22 protein-coding genes are annotated in these 25,135 nt (G+C 71.9%); 7 read left to right on the forward strand and 15 right to left on the reverse strand.

Annotation, left to right across the window (positions count from 1 at the left end; genetic code table 11):
• Positions 1 to 111: 111 nt before the first annotated feature.
• Positions 112 to 2,244, reverse strand: a complete 2,133-nt coding sequence (locus tag ACIPK3_RS17895; protein WP_402570664.1) for an ABC transporter family substrate-binding protein — start codon at positions 2,242 to 2,244, stop codon at positions 112 to 114.
• 307 nt (positions 2,245 to 2,551) lie between these two features.
• Here ACIPK3_RS17895 and ACIPK3_RS17900 point away from each other — a divergent pair, with 307 nt between their 5' ends.
• The 5 genes from ACIPK3_RS17900 to ACIPK3_RS17920 all read left to right on the forward strand — a co-directional run bounded on the left by ACIPK3_RS17900 (position 2,552) and on the right by ACIPK3_RS17920 (position 6,804).
• On the forward strand, positions 2,552 to 2,842 hold the full coding sequence (locus ACIPK3_RS17900; protein ID WP_402570666.1) for a hypothetical protein: 291 nt from the start codon (positions 2,552 to 2,554) through the stop codon (positions 2,840 to 2,842).
• 50 nt (positions 2,843 to 2,892) lie between these two features.
• A complete protein-coding gene (locus ACIPK3_RS17905; protein ID WP_402570668.1) occupies positions 2,893 to 3,714 on the forward strand; it encodes a hypothetical protein in 822 nt (273 codons plus the stop codon).
• Complete coding sequence (locus tag ACIPK3_RS17910) at positions 3,714 to 5,690, forward strand: fumarate reductase/succinate dehydrogenase flavoprotein subunit (protein ID WP_402570670.1); 1,977 nt, start codon at positions 3,714 to 3,716, stop codon at positions 5,688 to 5,690. The genes ACIPK3_RS17905 and ACIPK3_RS17910 overlap by 1 nt, the downstream gene beginning before the upstream one ends.
• Entirely contained in the window at positions 5,687 to 6,454 is a 768-nt protein-coding gene (locus ACIPK3_RS17915; protein WP_402570672.1) for a succinate dehydrogenase/fumarate reductase iron-sulfur subunit, read from the forward strand. Before ACIPK3_RS17910 ends, ACIPK3_RS17915 begins: the two co-directional genes overlap by 4 nt.
• Before the next feature lie 104 nt (positions 6,455 to 6,558).
• Complete coding sequence (locus tag ACIPK3_RS17920) at positions 6,559 to 6,804, forward strand: hypothetical protein (protein WP_402570673.1); 246 nt, start codon at positions 6,559 to 6,561, stop codon at positions 6,802 to 6,804.
• 42 nt (positions 6,805 to 6,846) lie between these two features.
• Here the strand turns inward: ACIPK3_RS17920 and ACIPK3_RS17925 are convergent, their stop codons facing one another.
• On the reverse strand, positions 6,847 to 7,965 hold the full coding sequence (locus ACIPK3_RS17925; RefSeq protein WP_402570674.1) for a hypothetical protein: 1,119 nt from the start codon (positions 7,963 to 7,965) through the stop codon (positions 6,847 to 6,849).
• A gap of 79 nt (positions 7,966 to 8,044) precedes the next feature.
• On the opposite strand from ACIPK3_RS17925, the gene ACIPK3_RS17930 reads away from it, so the two are divergent.
• Entirely contained in the window at positions 8,045 to 9,625 is a 1,581-nt protein-coding gene (locus ACIPK3_RS17930; RefSeq protein ID WP_402570676.1) for a hypothetical protein, read from the forward strand.
• 19 nt (positions 9,626 to 9,644) lie between these two features.
• Here the strand turns inward: ACIPK3_RS17930 and ACIPK3_RS17935 are convergent, their stop codons facing one another.
• The 13 genes from ACIPK3_RS17935 to ACIPK3_RS17995 form a co-directional block, all read right to left on the reverse strand.
• Positions 9,645 to 12,245 (reverse strand): SpoIIE family protein phosphatase, encoded by a 2,601-nt coding sequence (locus tag ACIPK3_RS17935; RefSeq protein WP_402570677.1) that lies wholly within the window; start codon positions 12,243 to 12,245, stop codon positions 9,645 to 9,647.
• Positions 12,246 to 12,504: 259 nt separating this feature from the next.
• Entirely contained in the window at positions 12,505 to 12,903 is a 399-nt protein-coding gene (locus ACIPK3_RS17940) for an ATP-binding protein (RefSeq protein ID WP_402570679.1), read from the reverse strand.
• 195 nt (positions 12,904 to 13,098) lie between these two features.
• Positions 13,099 to 13,506, reverse strand: coding sequence for a (deoxy)nucleoside triphosphate pyrophosphohydrolase (locus tag ACIPK3_RS17945; RefSeq protein ID WP_402570681.1), 408 nt, complete (start codon positions 13,504 to 13,506; stop codon positions 13,099 to 13,101).
• A gap of 30 nt (positions 13,507 to 13,536) precedes the next feature.
• Positions 13,537 to 13,728, reverse strand: a complete 192-nt coding sequence (locus tag ACIPK3_RS17950) for an SPOR domain-containing protein (protein WP_402570683.1) — start codon at positions 13,726 to 13,728, stop codon at positions 13,537 to 13,539.
• 266 nt (positions 13,729 to 13,994) lie between these two features.
• Entirely contained in the window at positions 13,995 to 14,747 is a 753-nt protein-coding gene (locus ACIPK3_RS17955) for a GntR family transcriptional regulator (protein WP_402570685.1), read from the reverse strand.
• 146 nt (positions 14,748 to 14,893) lie between these two features.
• Entirely contained in the window at positions 14,894 to 16,117 is a 1,224-nt protein-coding gene (locus tag ACIPK3_RS17960; RefSeq protein ID WP_402570686.1) for a DUF4190 domain-containing protein, read from the reverse strand.
• Positions 16,118 to 16,253: 136 nt separating this feature from the next.
• On the reverse strand, positions 16,254 to 17,087 hold the full coding sequence (locus ACIPK3_RS17965; protein WP_402570688.1) for a PIG-L deacetylase family protein: 834 nt from the start codon (positions 17,085 to 17,087) through the stop codon (positions 16,254 to 16,256).
• A 76-nt stretch (positions 17,088 to 17,163) separates the two neighbouring features.
• A complete protein-coding gene (locus tag ACIPK3_RS17970) occupies positions 17,164 to 17,625 on the reverse strand; it encodes a VOC family protein (protein ID WP_402570690.1) in 462 nt (153 codons plus the stop codon).
• A 50-nt stretch (positions 17,626 to 17,675) separates the two neighbouring features.
• Positions 17,676 to 18,923 carry a pyridoxal phosphate-dependent aminotransferase gene (locus ACIPK3_RS17975; RefSeq protein WP_402570692.1) on the reverse strand — a complete coding sequence of 416 codons (1,248 nt, stop codon included), beginning with the start codon at positions 18,921 to 18,923 and terminating at the stop codon, positions 17,676 to 17,678.
• A gap of 82 nt (positions 18,924 to 19,005) precedes the next feature.
• Positions 19,006 to 19,761, reverse strand: coding sequence for an SDR family NAD(P)-dependent oxidoreductase (locus tag ACIPK3_RS17980; protein WP_402570693.1), 756 nt, complete (start codon positions 19,759 to 19,761; stop codon positions 19,006 to 19,008).
• Between the two features lie 109 nt (positions 19,762 to 19,870).
• Positions 19,871 to 20,617, reverse strand: a complete 747-nt coding sequence (locus tag ACIPK3_RS17985; RefSeq protein WP_402570694.1) for a thioesterase II family protein — start codon at positions 20,615 to 20,617, stop codon at positions 19,871 to 19,873.
• A 69-nt stretch (positions 20,618 to 20,686) separates the two neighbouring features.
• Positions 20,687 to 21,382, reverse strand: a complete 696-nt coding sequence (locus tag ACIPK3_RS17990) for a tryptophan 2,3-dioxygenase family protein (protein WP_402570695.1) — start codon at positions 21,380 to 21,382, stop codon at positions 20,687 to 20,689.
• 67 nt (positions 21,383 to 21,449) lie between these two features.
• Complete coding sequence (locus ACIPK3_RS17995) at positions 21,450 to 23,240, reverse strand: amino acid adenylation domain-containing protein (protein ID WP_402570697.1); 1,791 nt, start codon at positions 23,238 to 23,240, stop codon at positions 21,450 to 21,452.
• 245 nt (positions 23,241 to 23,485) lie between these two features.
• On the opposite strand from ACIPK3_RS17995, the gene ACIPK3_RS18000 reads away from it, so the two are divergent.
• Positions 23,486 to 25,072, forward strand: a complete 1,587-nt coding sequence (locus ACIPK3_RS18000; protein ID WP_402570698.1) for a (2,3-dihydroxybenzoyl)adenylate synthase — start codon at positions 23,486 to 23,488, stop codon at positions 25,070 to 25,072.
• Positions 25,073 to 25,135 lie beyond the last annotated feature (63 nt).

Consider the following 25,135-nt stretch of genomic DNA (forward strand, 5'->3'; position numbering starts at 1 on the left):
GGCCCTCTAGGTACGTCCGTGTGACGCGGGCCCTGCCGGGCTTGACATGCCACGGCCTCACCCCATGTTACGTGGCCCCGCGGGGGTCAGCCTCCGCAGGGCCGCCGGGGCTCACTGCGCGGACGGGCTGCCGGAGATCTTCGCGCCCTTCTTCAGGAATCCCATGTCCTCGTAGACGGGGGTCTGGAATCCGAAGGCACCCACGTTGACCAGGTCCTTGCGCACTCCGGTGAGCTGCGGGCGCTGGTAGAGGGGGAGCGAGCCGGCCGCGGCCCAGATACGGGAGTCGGCCTTGCGGATCAGTTCGCGGGACTCGCCCTCGTCCAGGGTGGCGGCGGCCTGGTCGAAGAGCTGGTCGACCTGGTCGGTGCCGACCCGGGTGTAGTTCTGTTCGATGTTCACCGAGCCGTCGGCCGCCGGGACCGGCTTGGCGTAAATGGGCCGGGCGTCGGTGGCCGGGTAGGGGGAGGACGGCCAGGAGTACAGGGCGAGGTCGAACTGGCCGTTCGCGATGTGGTCCCGGAAGTAGCTGTCGTCCGGGACCGAGGTGATCTCCGTACGGATGCCGATCTTCTCCAGCATCAGCGAGATCCGGTCGGCGACGGTGCGCAGGGTGTCCGAGCCGGGTCCCGAGGGGAGCACGAAGCGGAGCGAGAGCGTCTGGCCGTCCTTGGCGAGCGGCTCGGAGACGACGCCCGCCGGGGCCGCGGTGCCCTTGGGGGCGTACGCGCCCGGCGCGCCGCCCTGCTGCGGGTGACCGCCCGAGTACTGACGGCCGTCCTGCGCGAGGTGCCGGCCGCCCGAGTCGCCGGTCGACTCGCGCTGCTTGTTGTTCTTGTGGTCCTTGGGGTCCTTGTCGTCCTCGCCGACGATGTACGCGCCGTCGGTGCCGCCGTCCGACGGATCGGCCTTTCCAGCTCCGCCGGCCTCCGGGCCGGCCGCCTTGCCGGGCTTCTTCTGCGCCTTGACCGGACCGCCCCGCACCCATCCGGCGTCCGCGAGCAGCGCCTGCGCCTCCGCCGTGTCCTGGCCGCCCAGGGCGCCGCTCTCGTCCGCGTAGTCGGCCTGGCCGGACAGGGCCAGATGGCTGCCGACCGCCACGGCGGGCAGGCCGAGCGGGGTCAGCACCAGCTTGGCCAGTTCCGTACGGTCGAGGGCTCGGGCGACGGCGCGGCGCACCCGCTCGTCGGCGAGGGGGCCGCCGGAGCCGTTGAGGGCGAGCTGGGTGTAGGACGGTTCCAGGGACTTGCGGACCTCGAAGGCGCGCAGCGCGTCCTGCCGCAGCAGATACGTCGTGATCGCCTTGCGCAGCTTCTTGGCCGAGGTGCGCCCGGCCCCCTGGAGGGCGCCGTTGGTGCCCTGCTCACGGCCGGCGAGGGTGATGCGCTGGGCCTCGGAGACGTCGATGTCGGCCAGGTCCACCGTGCCGTCGGCCAGCGCGACCGCCCGCTTGTCCCGGGCCACGGCGTGCAGCACGATCTCGTTCAGCTTGGTGGGGTTGCCCCACCAGCGGGGGTTGCGGACGAGGACGACGTCCTTCTTCGCGGTGTCGACCTTGTCCAGCTTGAAGGGTCCGGCGGTGACCGCGAGCTTGCGGCGCGCCCCGTCGTTGAAGGCGTCCGGGGTGCCCATGACGTCCTTCGGGTACAGCGGGGAGAACAGCGACCGCCAGTCGGCGTAGGGGCGGCTGAAGGTGACCCGGACCTCCAGGTCGTTGGCGCCGCGCTCGATCTTGGCGATGCGATCGTAGCCGGCGTTGCGAGCGGTCCAGTAGGCGGCGTCCGCGCCGGACAGGGCACGCCACTGGGCGGCGAAGTCGGCGGCGCCGATCTCCCGGCCGTCGCTCCAGACGGCCTGCTGGTTGAGTTTGTAGAGGACGACCTGGCGTGGTTCGGTCTCGACGACCTTGGCGGACTCCAGGTAGTCGGGGTTGCGGACCGGGCGGCCGCTCTTGTCGAGCCGGAACATCGACGGCAGGACGGCCTGGGCGACTCGGGTGGTGCCGGTGTCGGCGTCGGCCTGGAAGGTGTTGAGGGTCTCGGGCACGGCGTCGACGGCCCAGCGCAGCGTGCCGCCGTCCGCGACCAGGTTCCGGGCGGAGGCAGCGATGTCCTGCCCGGCCAGCGGCTGCGTCTCCTTGTCGTCGGAGCCGCAGCCGACGAGTACGGACATCGCGAGCGCGCCGGCGGTCAGGAAGGCGGCCGAGCGCATGACCGCGCGCGGTCCGACGCCGTCGTAGGACATCTCTGCTACCTCCGGGGGGCCCGCGGTATTTTTGGTGGTGATCAGATCTATGGACCTCTACGGGACCCACTGAAGAGGAAAGGGTTCCGCTGCCGGGGGCGACACGGCGGCGGGGACCGCCAAGCCCACCCGTGCGGCGCAACACGCGCACCCGGCGCACTCAGGGCGCGGGCGGGCGTGCGCGCAGGGCGCGCAATCCGCCAATCGCTGCACACGCCTTCACATCCGTGGGAGTCACGCGCAACACTCGCAGGCGCATGAACGTCCCCGCCTTGGGCCACCGGGTCCGCGGAAGTGAGGTCACGTCATGTCCGTGCACGACGAACTGACGTCGGTACAGCGCTGCCTGGAGGACCTCGTCCGGTCCGTGGGCCGCCTGGAGCAGCAGCTCGGGAGCGGCGGCCTGGAAATGCGCCGCGTCCGCGCCGACGCCGATCACCTGCGCGAAAGCCTGGCGCTGCTGCGCGAGGCCGCCCCCGGCCCCGGCGGGCCGCGGCGCCCCGAACTCGTCACCATCTCCGACACGCCGTACGACATCAGCCTGTGGACGGACTCGGACGACGAGGGACTCGGCGCCCGCGACCGGCACGCCCCCTAGCAGTCCTCAGGCGCCGCTCCCATCCCCCGATCCCCGACCGGAGTCATCCGTTGGCCACTGGTACGGAACCCCAACAGAACAGCCGCGGCGTGCACACCGCCACGCGCGCCGCGATCTCCGCCCCGCATCTGCGCACCGACCGCTGGTGGCTGGCGCCCGCCGTCACCGCGGCCGGACTGCTCGCCTTCGTCGTCTACTCGACCTGGCGGGCCTTCGCCGACGCGGACTACTACGCGGCGCCGTACGTCTCGCCCTTCTACTCGCCCTGTCTCGCCGAGCACTGCCGGACGATGCGCGCGGGTCCCAACGCCGACCTGTTCGGGAGCTGGTGGGGCATATCCCCCGCCGTCATCATCCTGATCTTTCCGCTCGGCTTCCGGCTGACCTGCTACTACTACCGCAAGGCCTACTACCGCGGCTTCTGGGCCTCCCCGCCCGCCTGCGCGGTGGCCGAGCCGCACGCCAAGTACACCGGCGAGACCCGCTTCCCGCTGATCCTCCAGAACCTCCACCGGTACTTCTTCTACGCCGCCCTGCTGGTCGCCGGGGTGCTCACCTACGACACGGCGCTGTCCTTCCGCGACGAGCACTACCGCTGGGGTCACATGGGCCTCGGCACCCTGGTCTTCCTGCTCAACATCGCGCTGATCTGGGCGTACACCCTGTCCTGCCACTCCTGCCGGCACATCGTCGGCGGCAAGCTCAGGCACTTCTCCAAGCATCCCGTGCGCTACCGGGCCTGGCAGTTCGTCGGGAAGCTCAACGCCCGCCACATGCTGCTGGCCTGGGCGTCGCTGGTGAGCGTGGCGCTCGCCGACTTCTACGTCTATCTGGTCGCGTCCGGTGTCTTCGACGATCCGAGGTTCTTCTGATGCCCGTGGTGGACCGGCAGGAATGGGACGTCGTCGTGGTCGGGGCCGGCGGCGCGGGACTGCGGGCCGCGATCGAGGCGCGCGAGCGGGGCGCCCGTACGGCGGTGATCTGCAAGTCGCTGTTCGGCAAGGCGCACACCGTGATGGCCGAGGGCGGCATCGCGGCCGCGATGGCCAACGTCAACGAGCACGACAACTGGCAGGTGCACTTCCGCGACACCATGCGGGGCGGCAAGTTCCTCAACCAGTGGCGGATGGCCGAACTGCACGCCCGTGAGGCCCCGGACCGGGTGTGGGAACTGGAGACCTGGGGCGCACTGTTCGACCGTACGAAGGACGGGAGGATCTCCCAGCGCAACTTCGGCGGCCACGAGTACCCGCGCCTCGCCCACGTCGGCGACCGCACCGGCCTGGAGCTGATCCGCACCCTCCAGCAGAAGATCGTCGCCCTCCAGCAGGAGGACCACCGCGAGACCGGCGACTACGAGTCGCGGCTGAAGGTGTTCCAGGAGTGCACGGTCACCCGGGTGCTCAAGAACGGCAACCGGGTGTCGGGGGTCTTCGCGTACGAGCGCGAGTCAGGCCGCTTCTTCGTCCTGGAGGCCCCGGCCGTGGTGATCGCGACCGGCGGCATCGGCAAGTCCTTCAAGGTCACGTCGAACTCGTGGGAGTACACCGGCGACGGGCACGCCCTCGCCCTGCTCGCGGGCGCGCCCCTGCTGAACATGGAGTTCGTGCAGTTCCATCCGACGGGCATGGTCTGGCCGCCGTCGGTCAAGGGCATCCTGGTCACCGAGTCGGTGCGCGGCGACGGCGGGGTGCTCAGGAACTCCGACGGCAGGCGCTTCATGTTCGACTACGTGCCCGACGTCTTCAAGGAGAAGTACGCCGAGTCCGAGGAGGAGGGCGACCGCTGGTACGAGGACCCGGACCACAACCGGCGCCCTCCCGAGCTGCTCCCCCGCGACGAGGTGGCCCGAGCCATCAACGCCGAGGTGAAGGCGGGCCGGGGCTCACCGCACGGCGGGGTCTTCCTGGACGTGTCGACACGTATGCCCGCCGAGGTGATCCGGCGTCGGCTGCCGTCGATGTACCACCAGTTCAAGGAGCTGGCGGACGTCGACATCACGGCGGAGGCGATGGAGGTCGGGCCGACCTGTCACTACGTGATGGGCGGCATCGCGGTCGACTCCGACACGGCCGCGGCGCGCGGGGTACCGGGGCTGTTCGCGGCCGGTGAGGTGGCGGGCGGTATGCACGGCTCCAACCGGCTCGGCGGCAACTCGCTGTCCGACCTGCTGGTCTTCGGACGCCGGGCGGGCCGGCACGCCGCCGAGCACACCGCACGGCTCGCGGGCACACGGCCCCCGGTGGACGACGTCCAGATCGACGCGGCGGCGGCGGAGGCGCTGCGGCCGTTCTCGGCGGAGGGCCTGTCCACGGAGGCGCTCCCGGCGGGGGCCGGGGAGTCCGTGCGCGGCGGACGCCCGCCGGAGAACCCGTACACCCTCCACCAGGAACTCCAGCAGACCATGAACGACCTGGTCGGCATCATCCGCCGGGAGGGCGAGATGGCCGAGGCGCTGGAGAGACTCGCCGCCCTGCGGGTACGGGCCGGGCGGGCCGGGGTGGAGGGCCACCGCCAGTTCAACCCCGGCTGGCACCTCGCCCTCGACCTGCGGAACATGCTGCTGGTCAGCGAGTGCGTGGCACGGGCCGCGCTGGAGCGCACCGAGTCGCGCGGCGGCCACACCCGCGAGGACCACCCCGCGATGGACCGCGCGTGGCGCCGGCTGAACCTGTTGTGCGCGCTCGCCGAGCCCACCGGCCCCGCCGACCCGGCGACGGCCGACCCCGCCCGGGACCAGATCACCCTCACCCGCGAGACCACCGACCCCATCCGCCCGGACCTGCTCGCCCTCTTCGACAAGGAGGAGCTGGTCAAGTACCTCGCCGAAGAGGAGCTCTACGAGTGAGCAGCTACGAGGCCCGCTTCAAGGTGTGGCGCGGTGACGTCGGGGGCGGTGGCCTGGAGGACTTCGCGGTCGAGGTCAACGAGGGCGAGGTGGTGCTCGACATCATCCACCGGCTCCAGTCCACGCAGGCGCCCGACCTCGCCGTCCGCTGGAACTGCAAGGCGGGCAAGTGCGGTTCGTGCTCGGCGGAGATCAACGGGCGGCCGCGGCTGATGTGCATGACCCGCATGTCGGTCTTCACCCGGGAGGAGACGATCACCGTCACTCCGCTGCGTGCCTTCCCGGTCGTCCGTGACCTGGTCACGGACGTCGGCTTCAACTACCAGAAGGCCCGGGAGGTTCCGGCGTTCGTACCGCCCTCCGGCGTCGGGCCCGGCGAGTACCGGATGGCGCAGGAGGACGTGGACCGCCCGCAGGAGTTCCGCAAGTGCATCGAGTGCTTCCTGTGCCAGGACACCTGTCACGTGGTCCGCGACCACGAGGAGAACAAAACGGCGTTCGCCGGCCCGCGCTTCCTGATGCGGGTCGCGGAGCTGGACATGCATCCCCTGGACGCGGCCCAGGAGTCCGGCCTGGACCGCAAGGCCACCGCCCAGGACGAACACGGCCTCGGCTACTGCAACATCACCAAGTGCTGCACGGAGGTGTGCCCCGAGAACATCAAGATCACGGACAACGCCCTGATCCCCCTCAAGGAGCGCGCGGTGGACCGCAAGTACGACCCGCTGGTGTGGCTGGGGGCGAAGATCAGGAGGAGGGGGTAGGGCACCCGTCAGGTGGGCCGTCACCCGAAAGTGCGCTTGCCGCCCCCCGGCGAGGCCGAACTGGAAGGCTGGGCGGATCGGGGGCGGATCGAAGGTGGTGACAGGTGACAGTTGACCAGACGGTTTGCGCCGGCCCTCATCTCGCGTGCCGGGGCTGTTCCGGCAACGGGAAGGTGCCGGGCACGACGCTGTACGTGGGGCGGGGCAGCAGAGGCTCGGACCTGCTCGCCGAACACGTGTGCCAGGCGTGCCAGGGCAAGGGCTTCTTCTGCCAGGCGTCCCCGGTGTGCGTGGGGGATCACGAGGAGACGACCCCCGTGATCAACCCGGGGAAGCTCCCCCCGGTCTAGGGTCCGCCGTCCCGTCGCTGTCCAGGAGCATGTGCAGGCAGGTCATGGCCGCACCCACCCCTCCCGGTACGCCGACCAGTCCTCCTCCTTCGCCGCGAAGTCCACGTACAGCGCCACACCGAAGCGGTCGCGGTGGGCGTCCGTGCGGGACAGGCCGAGGCGTACGCCCCGGACGGCGGCGGGGACCGTCTCGGCGTGCGCCCAGTGGCCGAACCGGTTCTCGTGGTAGAAGGGCAGGCCCATCAGGAGGTCGGTGGAGGCGGGGGTGACCTCCATGGCGAGGCTGGTCTGCTGGGCGACATAGCCGCCGTAGAGGGTGTCCAGCGGCTGCATGGTGTCGTACGACATGACGGCGATCTGGTCGACGCGGCGGGCCACCTGCCCGAAGTACGCCTGTGACCACCACTTGGGGTGACCGGTGGTCCTGCCCCAGAAGGAGTGGAAGGCGGGCAGCGGGTCGATCTGGTGGGCGGCGACGGACAGCAGGGCCTGGTGGGCGCGGGTGACGCGGCGCAGTTCGTCGAGGAGGTTCAGGTAGTCGCGGTCACCGGAGTGGAGGGGTTCCAGGTCGAAGTGCACGCCCCCGAAGCCGGCGGCGAGGATCTCGCGGGTGGAGCGGACCACGGCGGCGCGGGTCGCGGCGCGGTCGAGGCGGAGGCCGTCCGGGGACTCACTGGCCAGCTTGTCGCCGAGCCACGCCTGGACGCGCACGCCGGGCAGCCTCTGGTGCACGGCCGCGATCAGCCAACGGGCCTTCGGGTAGTCCGACTCGGGGAGCGTGCCGTCGTGCTCCAGGGGACCGGAGTGGACGTACAGGTCGCGGATGCCGGTGTCGCGCAGCCGGTCGGCGAGGGCCTGGACGTCGGCGTCGTCCTTGCGGCCGTCGACCCAGGCATGGCCCAGCCAGATCGCGTCCCGGTTCCTCGTGGAGGTGCCGTCCGCCGGGTCGCCGGTGTAGTTCACGCGCAGCGCGGTCTCGGCGGCGAGAAGCGGCAGCAGGACGGTGAGGGCCAGCACGAGGGGTACTCGTCTCACCCAGATGAGCCAGGTCGGCCGGGCGACCCGGGCCTCGGGCGACTCCTCGGGCGACTCCTCGCGTGTTTCCGCCGGCTCCGCGTTCCCCGCGTCGTCGTCCGTCGTGGGTATTCGCTCCGTGCCCATTCCGTACCCCCTGTCCCTCGGTCCCCCGCTCGCGTCGGCCCGCTCGCGAAGGCGTCTACCAGCCCATACGCTCCGAAATGTGACGCGATCCTCCCTTCGCGGCCGGCGCAGGCACGCCAAGTCGCACATAGCCGTGCGGGTGGCGCACGCCCTGCTCGGCTGTGCGGCGGGCGGGCTGTGGCTGGTGTTGCCGGGGACGACGATCAAGGACGGCGATCCGGTTCCCGTGACCGGGGCCGCCGCGGCGCCGGAACAGGGCGGAGCGTCCGCCGCCGACCTCGTGCTGCCGGTCGCCGTCGTCGTGCTGGCGCTGGTGCTGGCCGGGTACGGCTATGTACGGCGCACCCGGCGGGCGCGTGGCCGCACCACGCCGGGCGGAGTGTCCGCACCGGCCCCGGGCCCCCTCGCGCACGACTTCGAGCGGCGGGCGCGGGACTCGCTCGTCGCGGCGGACGACAGCGTGCGCACCAGCCGGGAGGAACTCGGTTTCACGCAGGCACGGTTCGGGGCGGCGGCCGTGGAACCGTTCGCGCGGGCCCTGCGGGAAGCGCGGTCCGAGCTGACGGCCGCGTTCGCGATACGGCGGCGCTACGAGCAGGGGGTGCCGGAGGACGAGGCGGCCCGGCGGCAGGCGCTGGCCGGGATCGTGGGGCGGTGCGTGGAGGCCGGGGAGCGGCTGGACGCCGCGGCGCCGGAGTTCGACCGGCTGCGGGCGCTGGAGACGGGGGCGGGCGAAGCCCTGGAGATCGCGGAGGGGCGGTTCCGGGAGCTGGCCGGGCGGACCGCGGACATCGGGGCGCTGCCGGGGGAACTGGGTGAACGGTACGCGCCGTCCGCCGCCGCCCCGGTCACGGGATACGTCGAGCAGGCCAAGGACCGGCTGGTGTTCGCGACGACTCATCTCAACTTCGCGCGTCAGGCCGCCGACGCGGGCGACGGCGGGCGTACGGCCCGGGAACTGCGGGCGGCCGAGGGGGCCGTGGCGCAGGCCGAGGTCCTGGTGTCCGGGGTGGAACGACTGGCCGGGGAGCTGAGGGAGGCGGCGGGGCTGGTGCCGACGGTGCTGACGGGTGGGGAGGCGGAGATCGCCGAGGCGCGCAAGCAGCTGGGCAACCGCGCGGGGCCGGTGCCCGAGGGGGAGCTGAGGGCCCGTGCCGTCCGCGCCGACGCCGCCCTGGCCGCCGTACGGGTGGAGGTGACCCGTGGGCCGTACGACCCGCTGGACGCACTGCGGCGGATCACGCGGACCGTCGGACCGCTGGGGACGGGGCGTGCCGGTGCGGTGTCCCTGGCCGCCCGGCTCACCGCACGTTCCGCGGTGGCCGCCGCCGAGGACTACGTCACCACGCACCGCGCGGCGGTGGGCGCCGAGGCCCGCACCCGGCTGGCGGAGGCGGAACGGCTGCTGGCCGAGCGGGGCGGCGGCCGGGAGGAGGTGACGCGGCTGGTGACCGCCGACGCGCTCGCCCACGAGGCCCGGTCGCTCGCCGAACGGGACGTGCGGGCGTACGGGAACCCGTACGGCGGCGCCGACGAGCACGCGAGCGGCCTGTCCGGTGCCGTCCTCGGCGGTGTCCTCCTGAACGAGGAGCCCGACGCGGGTCCCCCGGCGAGCTTCGGCGGCCCCGGGACGCGGGGGCGCCGGTTCCTGCCGGGGTGAGCGGCGCCCGGGCCACGGCTCAGAACAGGCTCAGCAGCGCCTCCGCCGGGTCCACCAGGCCGGTCTCGCCGTCCGGCAGCGGAAGTTCGAACCAGACCGTCTTGCCGCGCGGGGTGCGCCGGGAGCCCCAGGCCGCGCTGAGCAGACCGACGAGCTGGAGGCCGCGGCCGCCCTCGTCGGTGTCCCGCGCGCGGCGGCGGCGCGGCTGGACCAGGCCGGCGTCCCAGACCTCGCACACCAGGGTGCGGTCCAGCAGCAGCCGGAGCCTGATCTCGCCCTCCCCGTACCGCAGGGCGTTGGTCACCAGCTCGCTGACCAGGAGTTCGGTGGTGTCGATCAACGGCTCCAGGCCCCAGTCGGCCAGTTGCCGACGGGCGTGCTCACGGGCGCGGCCCACGCTGCGCGGCTCGCGCGGCAGCGCCCAGTCGCCGACGGAGTCGGCCGGCAGGCCCTGGACGCGGGCCATGAGCAGCGCGATGTCGTCCTCGCCGTGATGGGTGTCGAGGGTGTTGAGGATGTGGTCGCAGACGTCCTCCAGGGGGCGCGCCGGGTCGGTGAGCGCGCCGACGAACGCCTGGAGGCCTTCGTCCAGGGGGTGGTCCCGGGACTCGACCAGGCCGTCGGTGTAGAGGGCGAGGAGGGCGCCCTCGGGGAGTTCGACCTCGACCTCCTCGAAGGGCTCGCCGCCGACGCCGAGCGGCATGCCCGGGGGCACGTCGAGCATCAGCGCGTCCTCGCCGGGCTCCACCAGCACCGGTGGCAGATGGCCCGCGTTGGCGAACGTGCAGCGTCGGGTGACCGAGTCGTACACGGCGTACACGCAGGTCGCCAGGTAGACCTCGGAGAGGTCCGCGTCCCGGGGCTGACGGGCCGTGCGGGTGGCCTGCTGGACTCCGCCGGGGGTGCCGAGGCCGCGGGCGATCTCGTCCAGCGCGGAGAGCACCTCGGCCGGTTCCAGGTCGAGCAGCGCCAGTGTGCGTACGGCGGTGCGCAGTTCGCCCATCGCGACCGCGGCGCGCAGGCCGCGGCCCATGACGTCGCCGACCACCAGCGCGGTGCGGTGACCGGGCAGTTCGATCACGTCGAACCAGTCGCCGCCGACCTCCGTCGCCGCGTTGCCTGGCAGATAGCGGCAGGCGATGTCCAGGCCGGAGGCCTCCGGGTCGCCGGGCGGCAGCAGGGACCGTTGCAGTATCAGCGCGCGCTCGTGCTCCCTGCGGTACAGGCGGGCGTTGTCGATGCAGACGGCGGCGCGCGCGGCCAGTTCCACGGCCACGTCCCGGTCGCGGTCGCCGAACGGCTCGCTGCCCTTGGTGCGGGCGAACTGGGCGAGTCCCACGACCGTGTCGTGGGCGACCATCGGGACGGCCAGCGTGGACTGGACGATGCCGCCCTCCTCGCCGGCGACGTGCTGCGGGCGGGCGGTGCGCAGGGCGTCCGCGCAGGGGGAGTTGAACGGGTAGTGGTGGACCGCGCCGACCGCGACGGGCGCGCCGCCGCCGGTGAACGGCGCGTCGGAGACCGCGCTGGCGAAGGCGACACGGCGGAGTTCGGCGCTGCCGTCGGACATTCCGGGCGGGGCCTCGTCGCCGGCCAGCAGTCCCTGGTACAGGTCGACGGTGGCGAGGTCGCAGAAGCCGGGGACGACGACGTCGAGGAGTTCGCGGGCGGTCGTCTCCAGGTCCAGGGAGTTGCCTATACGGGCGCCCGCCTCGTTGAGAAGGGCGAGATTGCGCCGTGCGGCCGCGGCCTCCCGGGCGGCGGCGCGGCGGGCCGTGATGTCGGTGCCCAGCCAGGCGATGCCGATGGGCCGGCCGCTTCCGCTGTTGACCCGGTAGAGGTTGACGGACCAGTGGCGGCGCTCGTCGGACCCCGGTACGAAGCCCGTGACGTGCATGTCCGTGATGGAGTTGCCGGACTCCAGGACCCGGCGAAGGGTCGCCGAGACCCGGTCGGCCTCGGCCCGCGGCAGATAGTCGTGGACCTCCTTGCCCCGGTGGTCGTCCGGTGTGCCGCCGAAGACGGACGCGAACCGCTCGTTGGCGCGGCGCACCCGCAGCTCGGTGTCGATCAGCAGGAAGCCGAACGGAGATTGGCCGAAAATCGCCTGCGAGGCGGCGAGGTCGGTCTCGATCCTGCGCAGGGTGCGCACATCGACCACGATGCAGACGGCCGCCTTCTCGCCCTCCGTGGTGCGCGTCGGCATGACGTACACCTCGGCGAGCCCTTCCTCGCCGCGCTCGCCGTCGGCCGTGTCGGGCAGCCGGAAGGGGACCACGCCGGTCCACTCCCGCCCGTCCAGCACCTCGGCCATCTTGCGCTGGCCGCGTTCCCTCAGGTCGGGGTCTATGAATGCCTCGATGGGGTCCAGGCCGACCGCGCGCGCGGCGGGCACCCCGAAGAGTTGCTCGGCGCGCAGGCTCCACTGGTCGACGAGCCCGCCCGCGCTGATGGAGAAGGACGCGACTTTTATGTAGTCGTACATGGAACCGGGCGGACTGGTCTGCCACATCGCGCCGCCTGGAGCCGCACCGGACTCCGTGCCGGACTCCGTGCTCTCCTCCTTCGCGCCGTCCGACGGGTCCTCGGACTCCGTGGCCTTCGCTGGTATCTCGCTCACGCGAACCGTCCCCTCCAGCTCACCGCGCCCGGTACCGGTCACCGGGGGCGGCTGCCCGCAGTATCCAGCACTACGCAGCCGCACGACACGGTGTTCACGATCACAGCTCGGTCCATGCGGTTTTCGGACCGGGCCGCGACAACACTGCCAGTCTTCTAACCAGCGAACACGCCCTCGAATCACGCACTCCGGCAATGGGTTTCGGCCCCGGCCCGCGGATGGACGGCGAACGGGGCGCTGTACACCGCCGGCGGCGGCCTCAGCCCGGTACGCCGAGTTCGAACCAGACGGTCTTTCCGGTGTTCCCGGGGCGGGTCCCCCAGCGGCGTGAACTGCTGGCGACCAGTTGGAGGCCGCGGCCGCTCTCGTCCTCCAGACGGGCGACACGTTCGTGCGGTGGGTCCGGGAGCGGGTCGGAGACCTCGACCAGCAGGGTGTCCCCCAGGCCGGAGGGGCGGACCAGGCGGACGCCGATGGGGCCGGTGGCGTGCCGCAGGGAGTTGGTCACGAGTTCGCTGACCAGCAGGGCCGCCATGTCGGCGAGGGTGTCGAGGCCCCAGGTGCGAAGGGTGTCACGAACGGCGGTGCGGGCGGTGCGCACGGCACCGGGGTCCGCGGGAAAGGTCCACTCGGCACAGTCGCCTTCGGTGTCGATCACACCTGATCACTTCCCAGGCAAGTAAGCCCACCCATATCCGGTTTCGCGCCATCAATGTTCGCGCCGTCCATAGGGACATACCCGATTAATAGGGGCAGTACCGCCCTCGGGGGCGCACTGTGGCACGAACGGCGTACCGAATCCCGGTGCGCTCGCGCCGGATCCCGGCACGCCTCGGCCGCACCTCAGTACGCCTCAGTACACCGGCGTGGGCCGCGTGGCGATCCGCCGTACGGCCTCCACGTCCTGGTCGAGCCAGTCCACGTCCCACAGCTCGCCGGGCGTCAGCCAGCGCAGCTCGTCGTGGTCCTGGAGGGGCTCGGGCCGGGCCGAGCCGGGGCGCAGCCGGGCGGTCCAGACGTGCAGTACGTACGGCGCTCTCAGCGGCCACTCGCCCGGTACGCGCTCGACGGCCTCGGCGTCGACGCCGAGCTCCTCGCGCAGCTCGCGCACCAGGGCGGCCTCGGGGCTCTCGCCGGGTTCGGTCTTGCCGCCGGGCAGCTCCCAGCGCCCGGACAGCTCGGGGGGCGCGCTCCGGCGCGCGGCGAGCAGCAGCCCGCCGTCGAAGAGAGCGGCTCCCACCACCACGATCCGTTGCGTCATGCCGGGGAGCCTACGGGAGCGCTGGGGCGGTCAGTTGCGCGTGCCGCCCTCGGCCTGGGCGACGCGTTCGACCCAGTAGAGCTGCTTGTGGCCGCGTCCGTCGAGGCTGTCGGCGATCTTCTGGGCCTCGGCCCGGGTCGCGTACCTGCCCACGCGGTAGCGATTGCCGTTGTCGTCCTGCCGTATCACGAGCCAGGGAAGAGAGATCGTCTCCTCACTCATGGCGCCCCACCCCTCCGATCCCCGAGGACCCGCCCTGCGAGGAAACCCCAGTCCGCATATGCCCGAGCGTACGCCCTACCTTCACTCAGCGAACACGACTTTTCACGAAGAGGCACGCAACCGGCCAGAACGCCGGGGGCGCACGGCAACGAACGCGCCACCCGCGGCCTCCGGGGCGTCCGTCCGGCGGCGCACCGGGAACCTCGGGAGTCACCTGCGAGAAAGGCCGGATTCCAGCGGCCCGCGGCCCCTGCGCGGCGGGCGGGCTATCGCACCGGCAGGTGGTACGCGGCCTGGTAGCGGTCGGCCGGGATCACCACGTCGGCGGTCTCGACCGCGCGGCCGGAGGCGTAGTAGGTGCGCTGGATGACGAGGACGACATGCCCGGGGACACCGCCCAGGACGAGCAGTTCCTCGGCGAGGCCGGGGCGGGCGCCGACCTCCTCGGTGACGTTGTCCACGACGACGTCGATGGCGCGCATGCGCTCGACGACGCCCATGCCGGCGAGCGGCCCCTCCTCGGGCAGCATCACGGGGGTGCGGCCGGTGACGGCGAGGGGCTCCCAGGAGGTGGAGAGCATCATCGGCTCACCGGCGTCACGGAAGACATACCTGGTGCACATCACCCGGTCGCCGGGCGGGATGCCCAGCCGCTCGGCGACGGCACCGCCCGCCTCGGTCTGCGCGCTGCTCGACTCCCAGGTGCCGCGCGCGGCGGCATCGGCCTGCTCCTGACGGAACGGGGTGGCGCCGCTGACCGGGCGGAAGCCGGAGCGGGCCACCCGCCGGGGCACGGGCCGCTCGCGCACATAGGTCCCCGAGCCGGACCGCCCCTCCACGAGCCCCTCGGCCATCAGCACCTTGCGGGCTTCGAGCGCGACGGTGTCGGAGACGCCGTACTCCTCGCGGATCCGGGCCTGGGAGGGAAGCCGGGTGTGCGGCGGCAGCGAGCCGTCGGCGATCTTCTTGCGGAGATCACCCGCGACACGCAGATACGCCGGCTGCTCACCGAAAGTCACTGGCCGCTCCCATCAGCTTGTACAGACAGCAACAGCGTGGCAACCGTACGTTGTCCCGTGCAAGCAAAGGCCAAAGAATCACTCGATGTGATTACACCTTCCGGGAAGGGCTGTACGCAGGCACTTTCTCCCCGCTACGAGCGCCGTCACACCTCCATTCCGCCACCGTCTCCCGAGCTGCCGGAACGGCCGTCGGAGTCGCTCTCGTCGTAGGGCGGCGGGGTCGTGGCCAGACCCAGCGCCTTGCGCGCGGCGGCCGGCCTGTCCCGGTCGAGAAGCTTGAGGCCCTTGTCGTAGTGCGTGTAGTAGGCGTCGGCGTCGGCAGCCACGGCTGCCCTGGCCCACTCGGCCCGGGACCCGCCGATCCCCGCGACCAGCGCGGCGACCGGCTGCTTCGCGGCGGCCGGCCAGGTGTGGCCGCGCAGCATCGCGGACTGCCCGGCGAGCGCCTTGTCGACCCGGCCCGCCCACGACTTGTATCCGGGCAGGTCGTCCTCGACGTACTCCTCGTCGGGCACGGTCTCCAGGGCGGCGTTGAGCACATGAGCGGCCTTCAGATAGGCCACCTGGTCCGCGTCGAGCACCGTCTCGTCGTTGCGCAGCGAACCCGAAAGCTTCTCGCCGTCCTCCGTGTTGCCGAACATGCAGGTGACCTCGCGGTCGCCGGTGCTCCAGCTGTCCTCGGACGGCGTGAGGTAGTAGACGTCGACGTTCTCGGGCAGCGCCCAGGTGTCCATCGCATAGCTGTCCGAGAGCCCGTAGCAGCGCTCGTCCGCGGTGTCGGTGATCGAGTCGTCGCCCGGGAAGGAGCCGCCGGGCAGCCGGAAGGAGGCGAACACCTCTCCGTCGTGCTCGCTGTCGCAGGGGACGGTGTCGAGGTCGTACGCCGCACCGGTCATCGAGCCACCCGGCACGTCGATGCACTCGCCCTTGGCCGGGGTGAGGCTCGAACCGCCCCGTGCGCCCTCCTTGAACCCGTCCCAGAAGTCGGCGGCCCCGCCGGTGGCGATCACCAGCGCCCACAGCCCGATCCCGATCCCGGACAGCACGGACCCGGCGATCGCCATGCCCCTGCCGCGCTCGCCCCGCTTCCTGATCTGGCTCAGCGCGACGAGCCCGAGCACCAGCCCCACGCCCGGCAGGAAGCACAGGAGGCCGAGCACCAGGGCCCCGATGGCCAGCCCGTTGACGGGCGCCGGATGGTTGAACGGGCTGTAGCCCTGCCCCCAGGGCTGGTACGGCAGCTGCCCGTACGGAGCCGGGCCCTGGGCCTGCGGATACGACGAATATTCCGGATACCCCGGGTGGGACGGGTACTGCTGATACGGATCCCCGGGCTGCTGAGGGCCGGGAGGCGGGGGTATGGACACGGGTACCGTGCTCCTGCGTTGGGCGGCGGCGACGCCTGAACTGATGTGCGACAGCGCATCGTAAGCGTGCCGGGGCCGAGTGCGGAACACGGATCACGTCCACCCGTCCCGACCGGAGCTCCCGCCGGGAAGATCATCAGTACACGTTGGCCGGACTGCTCTCGTGTGCGGTGCGGCCGAAACGGTGTGCGCGCCACTCCCCTTCTTCCCTCGGCCGGACGGCCGAGGGAGCGAGCAGCGCCTCCAGTGCTCCGGGTCCGCCCTCGCGAACGAACCACTCGCGGCCGTAGGCCGCGCCGAAGTGCGCCGGGTCGAGTTCCGTCGTCCCGATCTGACTGGCGTGCGTGGCCATCGCGGCCATCTTCGCCAGCAGGCCGGGGCCGTCCGCGTCGACGGTGACCGAGATGCGGGCCGCGGGTACCCCGAAGTCCGGCCGGCCGTGGGCGGCGCGTTGCAGCACATGACGGGGGCCGGCGCGCAGTGCCGCCGCGTCCACCGTGGCCTGGTAGCCCCTCAGTCCCAGGCTTCGGGTGACCATGGCGCCGACTCGGTGCACCTGGACGTGGTCGATGTGTCCGTAGATGCCGCCGGGGTCGTAGTGCACCAGCGTCGAGGCGCCCTCGCGCCTCGCTATCCGCGCCACCTGCCGCGCCACCTTCGTGACGGACGCCGCACCGAGGGTCCCCGCCGGGTACGGCCCGTCGTGCGCACCGGAGTCGGCGTAGTCGAGCACCTCCAGCTTGGCCACCCCCAGCAGCTCACAGGCCCGTTCCAGTTCGGTCAGACGGCGGCTGCGCAGGGTCTCCCCCAGTGACAGGGGGACGCGCGGAACACCGGCCGCTCCGTCGGTGGCCATGACGAGGACCACGCGGGCGCCCGCGTCGGCCAGACGGCGCATGGTCAGGCCGGTGAAGATGGCCTCGTCGTCCGGATGGGCGTGCAGGACGACGACCCTGTGCGAGGTAATCACGATGCGCTCCGAGGTGGTCGCGACGGCTGGGTGGGCGAACCCCCCGGGGAGCCGCCGGTGCTGGACGTCTGTGCCTTCAGCTCTGCCGGGTGGCGTGCCGCGTTTCTTCGGGCAGGGCCACCGCTCCCCACTCCGGCGGCGGTACGTCGCGCAGGTGCTGGGTGAACTCCCAGAGGTGGCCCTCGACGTCCCGCACGAGGTACTGGCGCAGCCCCCACGGCTTGTCGGTCGGCGCGTGCACCGTGGGAACACCTGCCGCCGTGGTGTGCGCGAAGTGCGCGTCCACGTCCGGGACCCAGACGATGACCTGCTTGCACGGGTGGTCGGCGCAGTGGCCGGCGAACCCTTCGCCGGCCCTCCTGACCATGACGACTCCCCCGCCGGTGTCGAGGTCGGCGTGCCCGAGGGGCCCCTGTCCCGGCTGCCTGAGAAGCAGCCGGAACCCGAAGACCCGCACGAGCCAGTCGACGGCGCGATCGGGGTCGGCGTAGGCGAGTTCGACGACCACCCGAGGGAAGCCGCTGTCCGGGTCGTACACGGAGTCTCCTTTCGACGGGTGCCCTCGTCACCGGGCCGGGTCCGGCACCGCTACCGGGCCGAGACGAAATCGACCATGGCCCGTACGCCCTCGCGCAGCAGGTCGGGGTCTCCGCAGAACGCCACCCGCACCAGGTGCCGGGAGATCGGGTTGGAACGCACCTCGACCACCCTTCCGGCGTCGTCGACGACGGGCAGCAGGGCGAAGCCCTTGGCCGGTGCCACCGCGACATCCGTCGCGGCGAGCAGCTCGTCGGCGAACCTGCTCGCCTCCAGCCCGGTCCGCCGGACATCGAGCAGGGCGTACCAGCCGCCGGCCGGCAGCCTGTCGAGCAGCCCCACGTCGACCAGCATCGGCAACGTCTCGTCCCGCGCCGCCCGGATCATGGCGCGGTTGCGTGCCACGTCCTCGTGCGCCTGGAGCGCGGCGAGACCGGCGTACTGGACCGGGGTCGCCGGTGCGATGATGCTCGCCTCCTGCACGATCCGGAACGCGTCGGCGGTGGCCTTGTTGGGTGCCACGACATAGCCGAGACGACAGCCGGTCATGCCGTAGCTCTTGGAGAAGCTGTACGTGCTGAACACCCGCCGCTGGTCCGCCGGCAGGTCCTTCTCCAGCGCGGACAGCGACACGTGCTCACCGTCGTAGAGAAAGTGCTCGTAGGCCTCGTCGCTGATGACGTGCCAGCCGCGTTCCCGCGCGAGGGCGAGCAACCGGCCCAGTTCGTCCTCGCCGAGCACCGCCCCGGTGGGGTTGGAGGGGGTGTTCACCAGAATCGCGCGCGTACGGGGCCCGGCGGCCTCGGCGATCCGCTCGACGTCGACACCGAGGTCGTCGCGGACCGGGTAGAACACCGGCCGGAAACCGGCCAGCAGCGCCTGTTGCAGATGGATCGGCCAGTGCAGCTCGGGCAGCAGCAGCTCGGCGCCGGGCGTCGCGATGGACATCAGCAGCGCGGAGAGCCCCTGGCACGACCCCGGGGTCACAAAGACGTGCTCGGGGTTGGTCCGGTGGCCGTTCTCGGTCTCCAGCTTGGCGGTGAGCGCCTCCCGCAACGACAGCATGCCCTCGGCCGACGTGTAGGAGGTGGCGCCGTCCGCGACCGCCTTCGTCAGCGCCTCGGCCGCCACCGTCGGCATCCGGTACGAGGGCTCGCCCACGTGCAGGCGGTTCACCGGCCTGCCGGTCTTCTGCTCCCAGACCTCGGCGGCGCGGAACACCTCGTGCAGGCACGAGGGCGGGATCCCGGCCGCCGAGGGGATGTCCTCCGATGCCGTCGCCGGCGCCGTCACTGCCATCGCGTTCTCCCTTGGCTGCTTCGTGTCGTGCGTTCGCCTGCTTGTGTCACGGCTGCTCGTGGTCACGGCCGTGCGCGTGACGTCAACTGGTCCGGCCGCCGTCCACCGGGACGAGGGCGCCGGTGATCCACCCGGACTCGTCCTCGTCGAGGAGGAGGGTGATCCACCGGGCGACCTCGGCGGGCCGGCCGAACCTGCCCAGCGGGGTCGAGGCGATGAGGTTCGCGCGGAGGGTCTCGGTCTGCGCGCCGGTGAGCCCCAGGTCGGCGTACATCGACGTGTCGACCGGGCCGGGCAGGATCGCGTTCACCCGGATACGGGGCGCCAGTTCCTGCGCCCAGGAGCGGGTGAGGCTGTTGACGGCGGCCTTCGTGGCTCCGTAGAGGGACCGGTCCGGCATCGCCAGCGCGCCGCCGACCGAGGACACGTTCACCACCGCGCCGCCGTGCTCCCGCAAGGAGGGCAGGCAGGCCCGCAGCACGTTCACGGGCCCCCGCACATGCACCGCGAACATCGCGTCCAGGTCGGAGAGCGACGCGGAGGAGAGCGGTGCGAAGCGTGCCAGCCCGGCGTTGTTGACGATGCCGGTCACCGGGCCGCTCCGCTCGGTGAGTGCCCGCACCGCCTCCTCGACCTCGGCCGCCGAGCCTACGTCGGCGGGCAGCGCCATCACGTCGCCCGGTTCGTGACGCAGTTCCTCGCACAGCGCGGCCAGCGGTTCCTTGCGTCGGCCGACGGCGCCCACCCGTGCCCCGGCGCGGCTCAGAGCCACACACGTCGCACGGCCGATTCCCGAACCGGCCCCGGTCACCACGACAGTTCGGTCGGACAGGCTCATCCGCGCGCCCCCTCGTCTGCGGTCTCCCCGCGAGGAGAAGCTACGCATGCCGCGCGGGCCGGTGCCTCGGCGCCGACGTATCTGTGAAAGAGCCAGTGCCCGCGGACGCTCATACCGGTGCGGGTCCCAGCACGTCCGACACGAGTCCGGCGACGTCGCCGGTCACGTGGAAGTGCCCGCCCGGTCTTACACGCAGTGCGAAGTCACCCGTGGTGACCCCGGCCCACCGTGCCAGGGTGCCCTCGTCCGCCAACGGGTCTCCGCTGCCGTGGTAACAGGTCACGGGGCACAGCAACGGTTTGGTCCCGCAGGCGGGCTGGTACGTCGCGTGCGCCCGCAGGTCCGAGCGCAGTGCCGGCAGCAGCAGTTCACGCAGCTCCGCGCTCTCGGCGATCTCCGGGGCGATCCCTCCCAGCCCGACCAGGGCCTCCCAGAACATGTCGTCGGGCAGCGAGTGGATGTCCCGTTTCCTCATGTGGCCCGGCGGGAGGCAGGCGGAGACACACAGCTTCCCGGGTTCCTCGGCCATGTCCCGGAGCAGCAGGGCGGCCTCGTAGGCGACCACCGCGCCCAGGCTGTGGCCGAACAGCACATAGCGGCTCCTGGGCAGCCTGAGCAGTTCCGCGACGGTGTGGCCGGCCATCTCGGCGACGTCGTCGACGGTGTCCTCGACGAAGCGGTCGCCCCGCCCGGGGTACTGCACGCCCACGAGGTCCACCCCGGGTGGTGTCGCGGCGGCCCAGTCGCTGAAGGCGGTCGCCGACCCCCCCGAGTGGGGGAAGCACAGCAGGCGGACGGCAGGCGCCTCGACTCCGGTCAGTGAGCGCAGCCAGCCCTTTTCCCGCAGCTGACTCATCAATATGCCTCTTTCGGTGGGTGGTCGGCCGGGTGGTCCGGAAAGAACGGCCCGCGTCGCGGACGCGGCCTAGGATTCGTGCAGCCGTCCCCGTATCCGGCGCAGCTCGGGGAAGGGCCGGGTGATCCGCAGGGCCAGGTAGTCGGCACCGCTCGAACCGCCGGTGCCCTCCTGATTGCCCACCATCTTCGACATGAGCGCCAGGTGGGTCACCTTCCAGCGCCAGTAGCCGTTCCCGATCTCCAGCAGGGCTTCCGCTATCCGGTGCAGAACACCGGCACGGGCACCCAGCCGGCACACGTCGGGAACCGACAGACCGCGGTACTCGACCGCCGCCACGAACGCCTGGTACAGGCTGCCGGCGTACTCGTCGCGGCCGAGCAGCCGCGCCAGCTGCCGGAACTGGGCGGACTGGGCACCACTCGCCGTCCCCAGGTACGGCCGGAACGCGGCGAAGTACCCGACCGGCAGCTTCTCCAGAGCGAGCAGCTGGTCGTGCAGCACACGGAGGAGTTCCGACGTGCGCGTCAGGAACTCGACGCTCAGCTCGAGGTCGTGATCGTCGCACGGCGGCATGAGTTCGTCGGCCGCCGCGCTCAGGTCCGCCCCGACCTGCTTCAGCCAGAGTTCGCAGGACTGATGGGTGATGATGAAGAACTGCTCGGCGAGGACCACCGCCCGGTCGGCGGTCTCCGGAATCCGCGGTTCCTGCAAGGAGAGCAGGGTCTCCATCCGCAGGTAGTCCGCATACGTCAGAGTGCTCAAGACACCGCTCCCTTGCTCGGCACGTGATTCGTCGCGCTTGCGACCAGTGATTCGGCCCGGATCCGCGTCAGGGGTGTCCGGTGCCGGCGGACCCGCGTGCCGCCCGGACGGCGGAGGCCAGCTCGGCGAGGGTGTCGGCTTCGAACACCGCACGCATCGGCACGCTGACTCCCCACTCGTCGCGTAGGCGTCCGGCGAGCCGGGTCGCCAGCATCGAGTGGCCGCCGAGTTTGAAGAAGTTGTCGCTCGGCCTGACGTCCGGCACCGCCAGGATCTCCCTGACCATCAGGCACAGCCGGCTCTCCGACGAGGCGCTGTCGTCGCCGTCGCCGTCCCCGGCGGGTTCCTCGTGCCGGTCTGCCGCCGACTCGACCAGGCTCCGCAGCATCGCCCGGTCGATCTTGCCGTTGGCGTTGACCGGGAGCCGGTCCAGCACATGGACCGAGGAGGGCACCATGTGCTCGGGCAGCGTCTCCGCCGCGTGCGCACGCAGTTCGGCCGCGGACACCTCGTGACCGTCCACCGTGCTCACACAGGCCGCGAGCCGGGCTCCCGCCAGATCGCCGACCACCACCACCCTGGCGAGGTCCACCGCCGGGTGGGCCGCCAGCCGCGCCTCGATCTCGCCGAGTTCCACCCGGAAGCCCCGGATCTTCACCTGGTCGTCGCCGCGGCCGGAGAACACCAACTGCCCGTCCTCGCGGCGGTGTCCCCGGTCGCCCGAGCAGTACATGCGGCTGCCCGGCGGGCCGTACGGGTTGGGCACGAACCTCACGGCCGTCAGCCCGGGACGGTTGAGGTAGCCGCGGGCCAGCCCGTTGCCGGCCAGGTACAGAGCGGCGTCGTCTCCGTCCGGGACCTCGCGCAGGCAGTCGTCGAGGACGTACACGCTGTTGCCCGACCACGGGGTGCCTATGGTGACCTCGTCCGCGGCGCCGACGGGGCCGGCGATCGTGGACCCCACGGTCGTCTCGGTCGGCCCGTAGCCGTTGAACATACGGCGCCCCGGCGACCACTTCGCCACCAGCGCGCGGGAGCAGGCGTCGCCGGTGGACATCACCGTGCCGCCGAGGAGCACGTCATCGGGGTCGGTGACGCTCAGCGCGACCGGGGGCAGCACGGCGTGGGTGACGGCGTGGCGGCGCAGCGTGTCGTGCAGCGGCCGGCCGGGCAGCAGTTCCTCGGCCGGGGCCACGACCAGCGTGGCACCTGACAGCAACGCCGCCGACCAGTCCCAGAACGCCGCGTCGAAGCTGATGGACGCCCACTGGAGCACCCGGTCGCCCGGTCCCGGCGCGATGGACGCGGCCTGCGCGGCCACGATGTCGGCGACCCCGAGGTGGCTGACGGCGACGCCCTTGGGTGTCCCGGTCGAGCCCGAGGTGTAGATGACGTACATCAGGTGGCGCGGGTCGAGTGGAGCGTTCCGGCAGGCGTCGCTCAGGTCGTGGCCGGGCCGCGACGCCGTCTCGCGCACAACGTCGGGGTGGTCCACCACCAACTCGGTCACAGGCACGTCGAGTCGGGGCGAGGTCCGCGCCGTCCGGACCAGCAGTACCGGCCGGGCGTCCTCGATCATGTGCGCCAGCCTCCTGGCCGGGTACTGCGGATCCAGCGGGAGGTAGGCGCCGCCCGCCTTGAGCACCGCCAGCAGGACGACCACCAGCTCGTCGCACTTCGGCATCGCCACGGCGACCGTGGTGTCGGGGCCGACCCCGCGTTCGACCAGGGTCCGCGCCAGGCGGTTGGCCCGGGCGTTGAGCACGGCGTAGGTCATGACGCGGTCGCCGAACAGCACCGCCGGGGCGTCTCCCGCACGGGCCACGATGGACTCGAACAACTCCGGAACGGTGGGCACCTGCTGACTCCGTCCTTGCGGTACCGGGATGTGCGGCGCTGCGGCCGCTTCGAAACGTAGCCGTTCGCGGACGGGCGGAGCCGTGCGGCGAAAGGAGTGCGACAGGGCGGCCCGGTGTGCCGTCCCAGTGCTTTCGCGTGTCTGTCGGAGGTCCGTCGCGCCCGCGCGGCATGGGCAACCCTGCATCACACATGGCGTCGCATCGCCGTGCCGTTCGGCTCACCGACTTGGTTGGGGTGGAACTCATGCTCGAAGGTTGTGTGCCGTGGCCCGAGGAGCTGGCGGCGCTCTACCGCCGCGAGGGGTACTGGCAGGGACGGCCGTTGGGAGAGCTGCTGGACGCGGCCTGCGCGCGGCACGGCGACAGGACCGCGCTCGTGTGCGGCGAGCGGCGGATGACCTACGCCCAGCTCTCGGAGGAGTCAGCGGCACTCGCGGGAGGCCTGCTGAACCGTGGCATAGAGCCGCTGGACCGCGTCGTGGTCCAGCTGCCCAACGTGCCCGAGTTCGTCACGGTGGTCTTCGCGCTGCTGCGGATCGGCGCCATACCCGTCATGGCGCTGCCGGGGCACCGCAGGGTCGAGCTCGTCCATCTCTGCGGACACGCTCGGGCGGTCGCGCTGATCGTCCCCGACCAGGTCATGGGCTTCGACCACCGCTCACTGGCCCGCGAGGTGCTCGCCGAGGTGCCCGCGCTGAAGGACGTCGTGGTCGTGGGTGAGGCGCAGGAGTTCACCCCGCTCACCGACCTGTATCTGCCGGGGTGCGACCTGCCCGCGGTCGATCCCGCCGAGCCCGCGCTGTTCCTGCTGTCCGGCGGCACGACCGGCCTGCCCAAGCTCATCCCGCGCACGCACGACGACTACGCCTACAACATGCGTGCCACCGCTCAGGCGTTGCGGGTGGACGAGCGCAGTGTGTACCTGGCCGTCAACCCGGTCGGCCACAACTCCGCGCTCGGCTGCCCCGGTGTCCTGGGCACGCTGCTGGCCGGCGGCACGGCGGTGCTCACCTCCACCGTCCGGCCGAACGACGTGTTCGCCCTGATGGAGCGGGAGGGGGTGACGCTGACGACGCTGGTGCCGCCCGTGGTCCGGCTGTGGATCGACGCCGCCCGCAAGTCGGGGGCGCGGTTCCCGGACCTGTTGCTCCAGGTGGGCAGCGCCAAGTTCGACCCGATGCGGGCGGCCGAGGTCCGCACCTCTCTCGGTGCCGGGCTCACCCAGTGGTTCGGGGTGGGGGAAGGACTGCTGACGTACACCGGTCTGGACGACCCGGAGGAGATCGTCCTCGGCACCGAAGGGCGTCCGCTGGCCGAGCACGACGAGATCCTCGTCGTGGACGCCGACGGCCGTCCGGTGCCCGCGGACGCCGAGGGGGAGCTGCTGGTGCGCGGCCCCTACACGATCCGCGGCTACTACCGGGCCGAGGAGCAGAATCGGAGCGCCTTCACCGCGGACGGCTACTTCAGGACCGGCGACCTGGTGCGTCACGGCCCCGACGGCAGCATCGTCGTCGTGGGGCGCATCAAGGACGTCATCAACCGGGGTGGGGAGAAGGTGCCGGCCGAGGAGATCGAGGAGCACCTGCTCACCCACGAGGCGATCCGTGACGCGGCGGTGGTCGGCGTGGACGACCCGGTGCTGGGCGAGAAGAGCGTCGCCTTCGTGATCTTCCGGGACGGGGAACTCAGGCCGGCGCAGGTGAAGTCCTTCCTGCGCGAGCGTGGTCTGGCCACCTACAAGATCCCGGACAGGGTGGTGGCCGTCGGGGAGTTCCCGCGCACCGCGGTCGGCAAGGTGGACAAGGTGGCGCTGCGCGCCTCGGCGTGACGGAAGCGGTGGGCCCGCGGCCTTCGGGAGTCCGGCACGAGGTCCGGACTCCCCCGCCGCGCG

This window comes from Streptomyces sp. NPDC086787 (assembly GCF_044745865.1).
Lineage (GTDB): Bacteria > Actinomycetota > Actinomycetes > Streptomycetales > Streptomycetaceae > Streptomyces.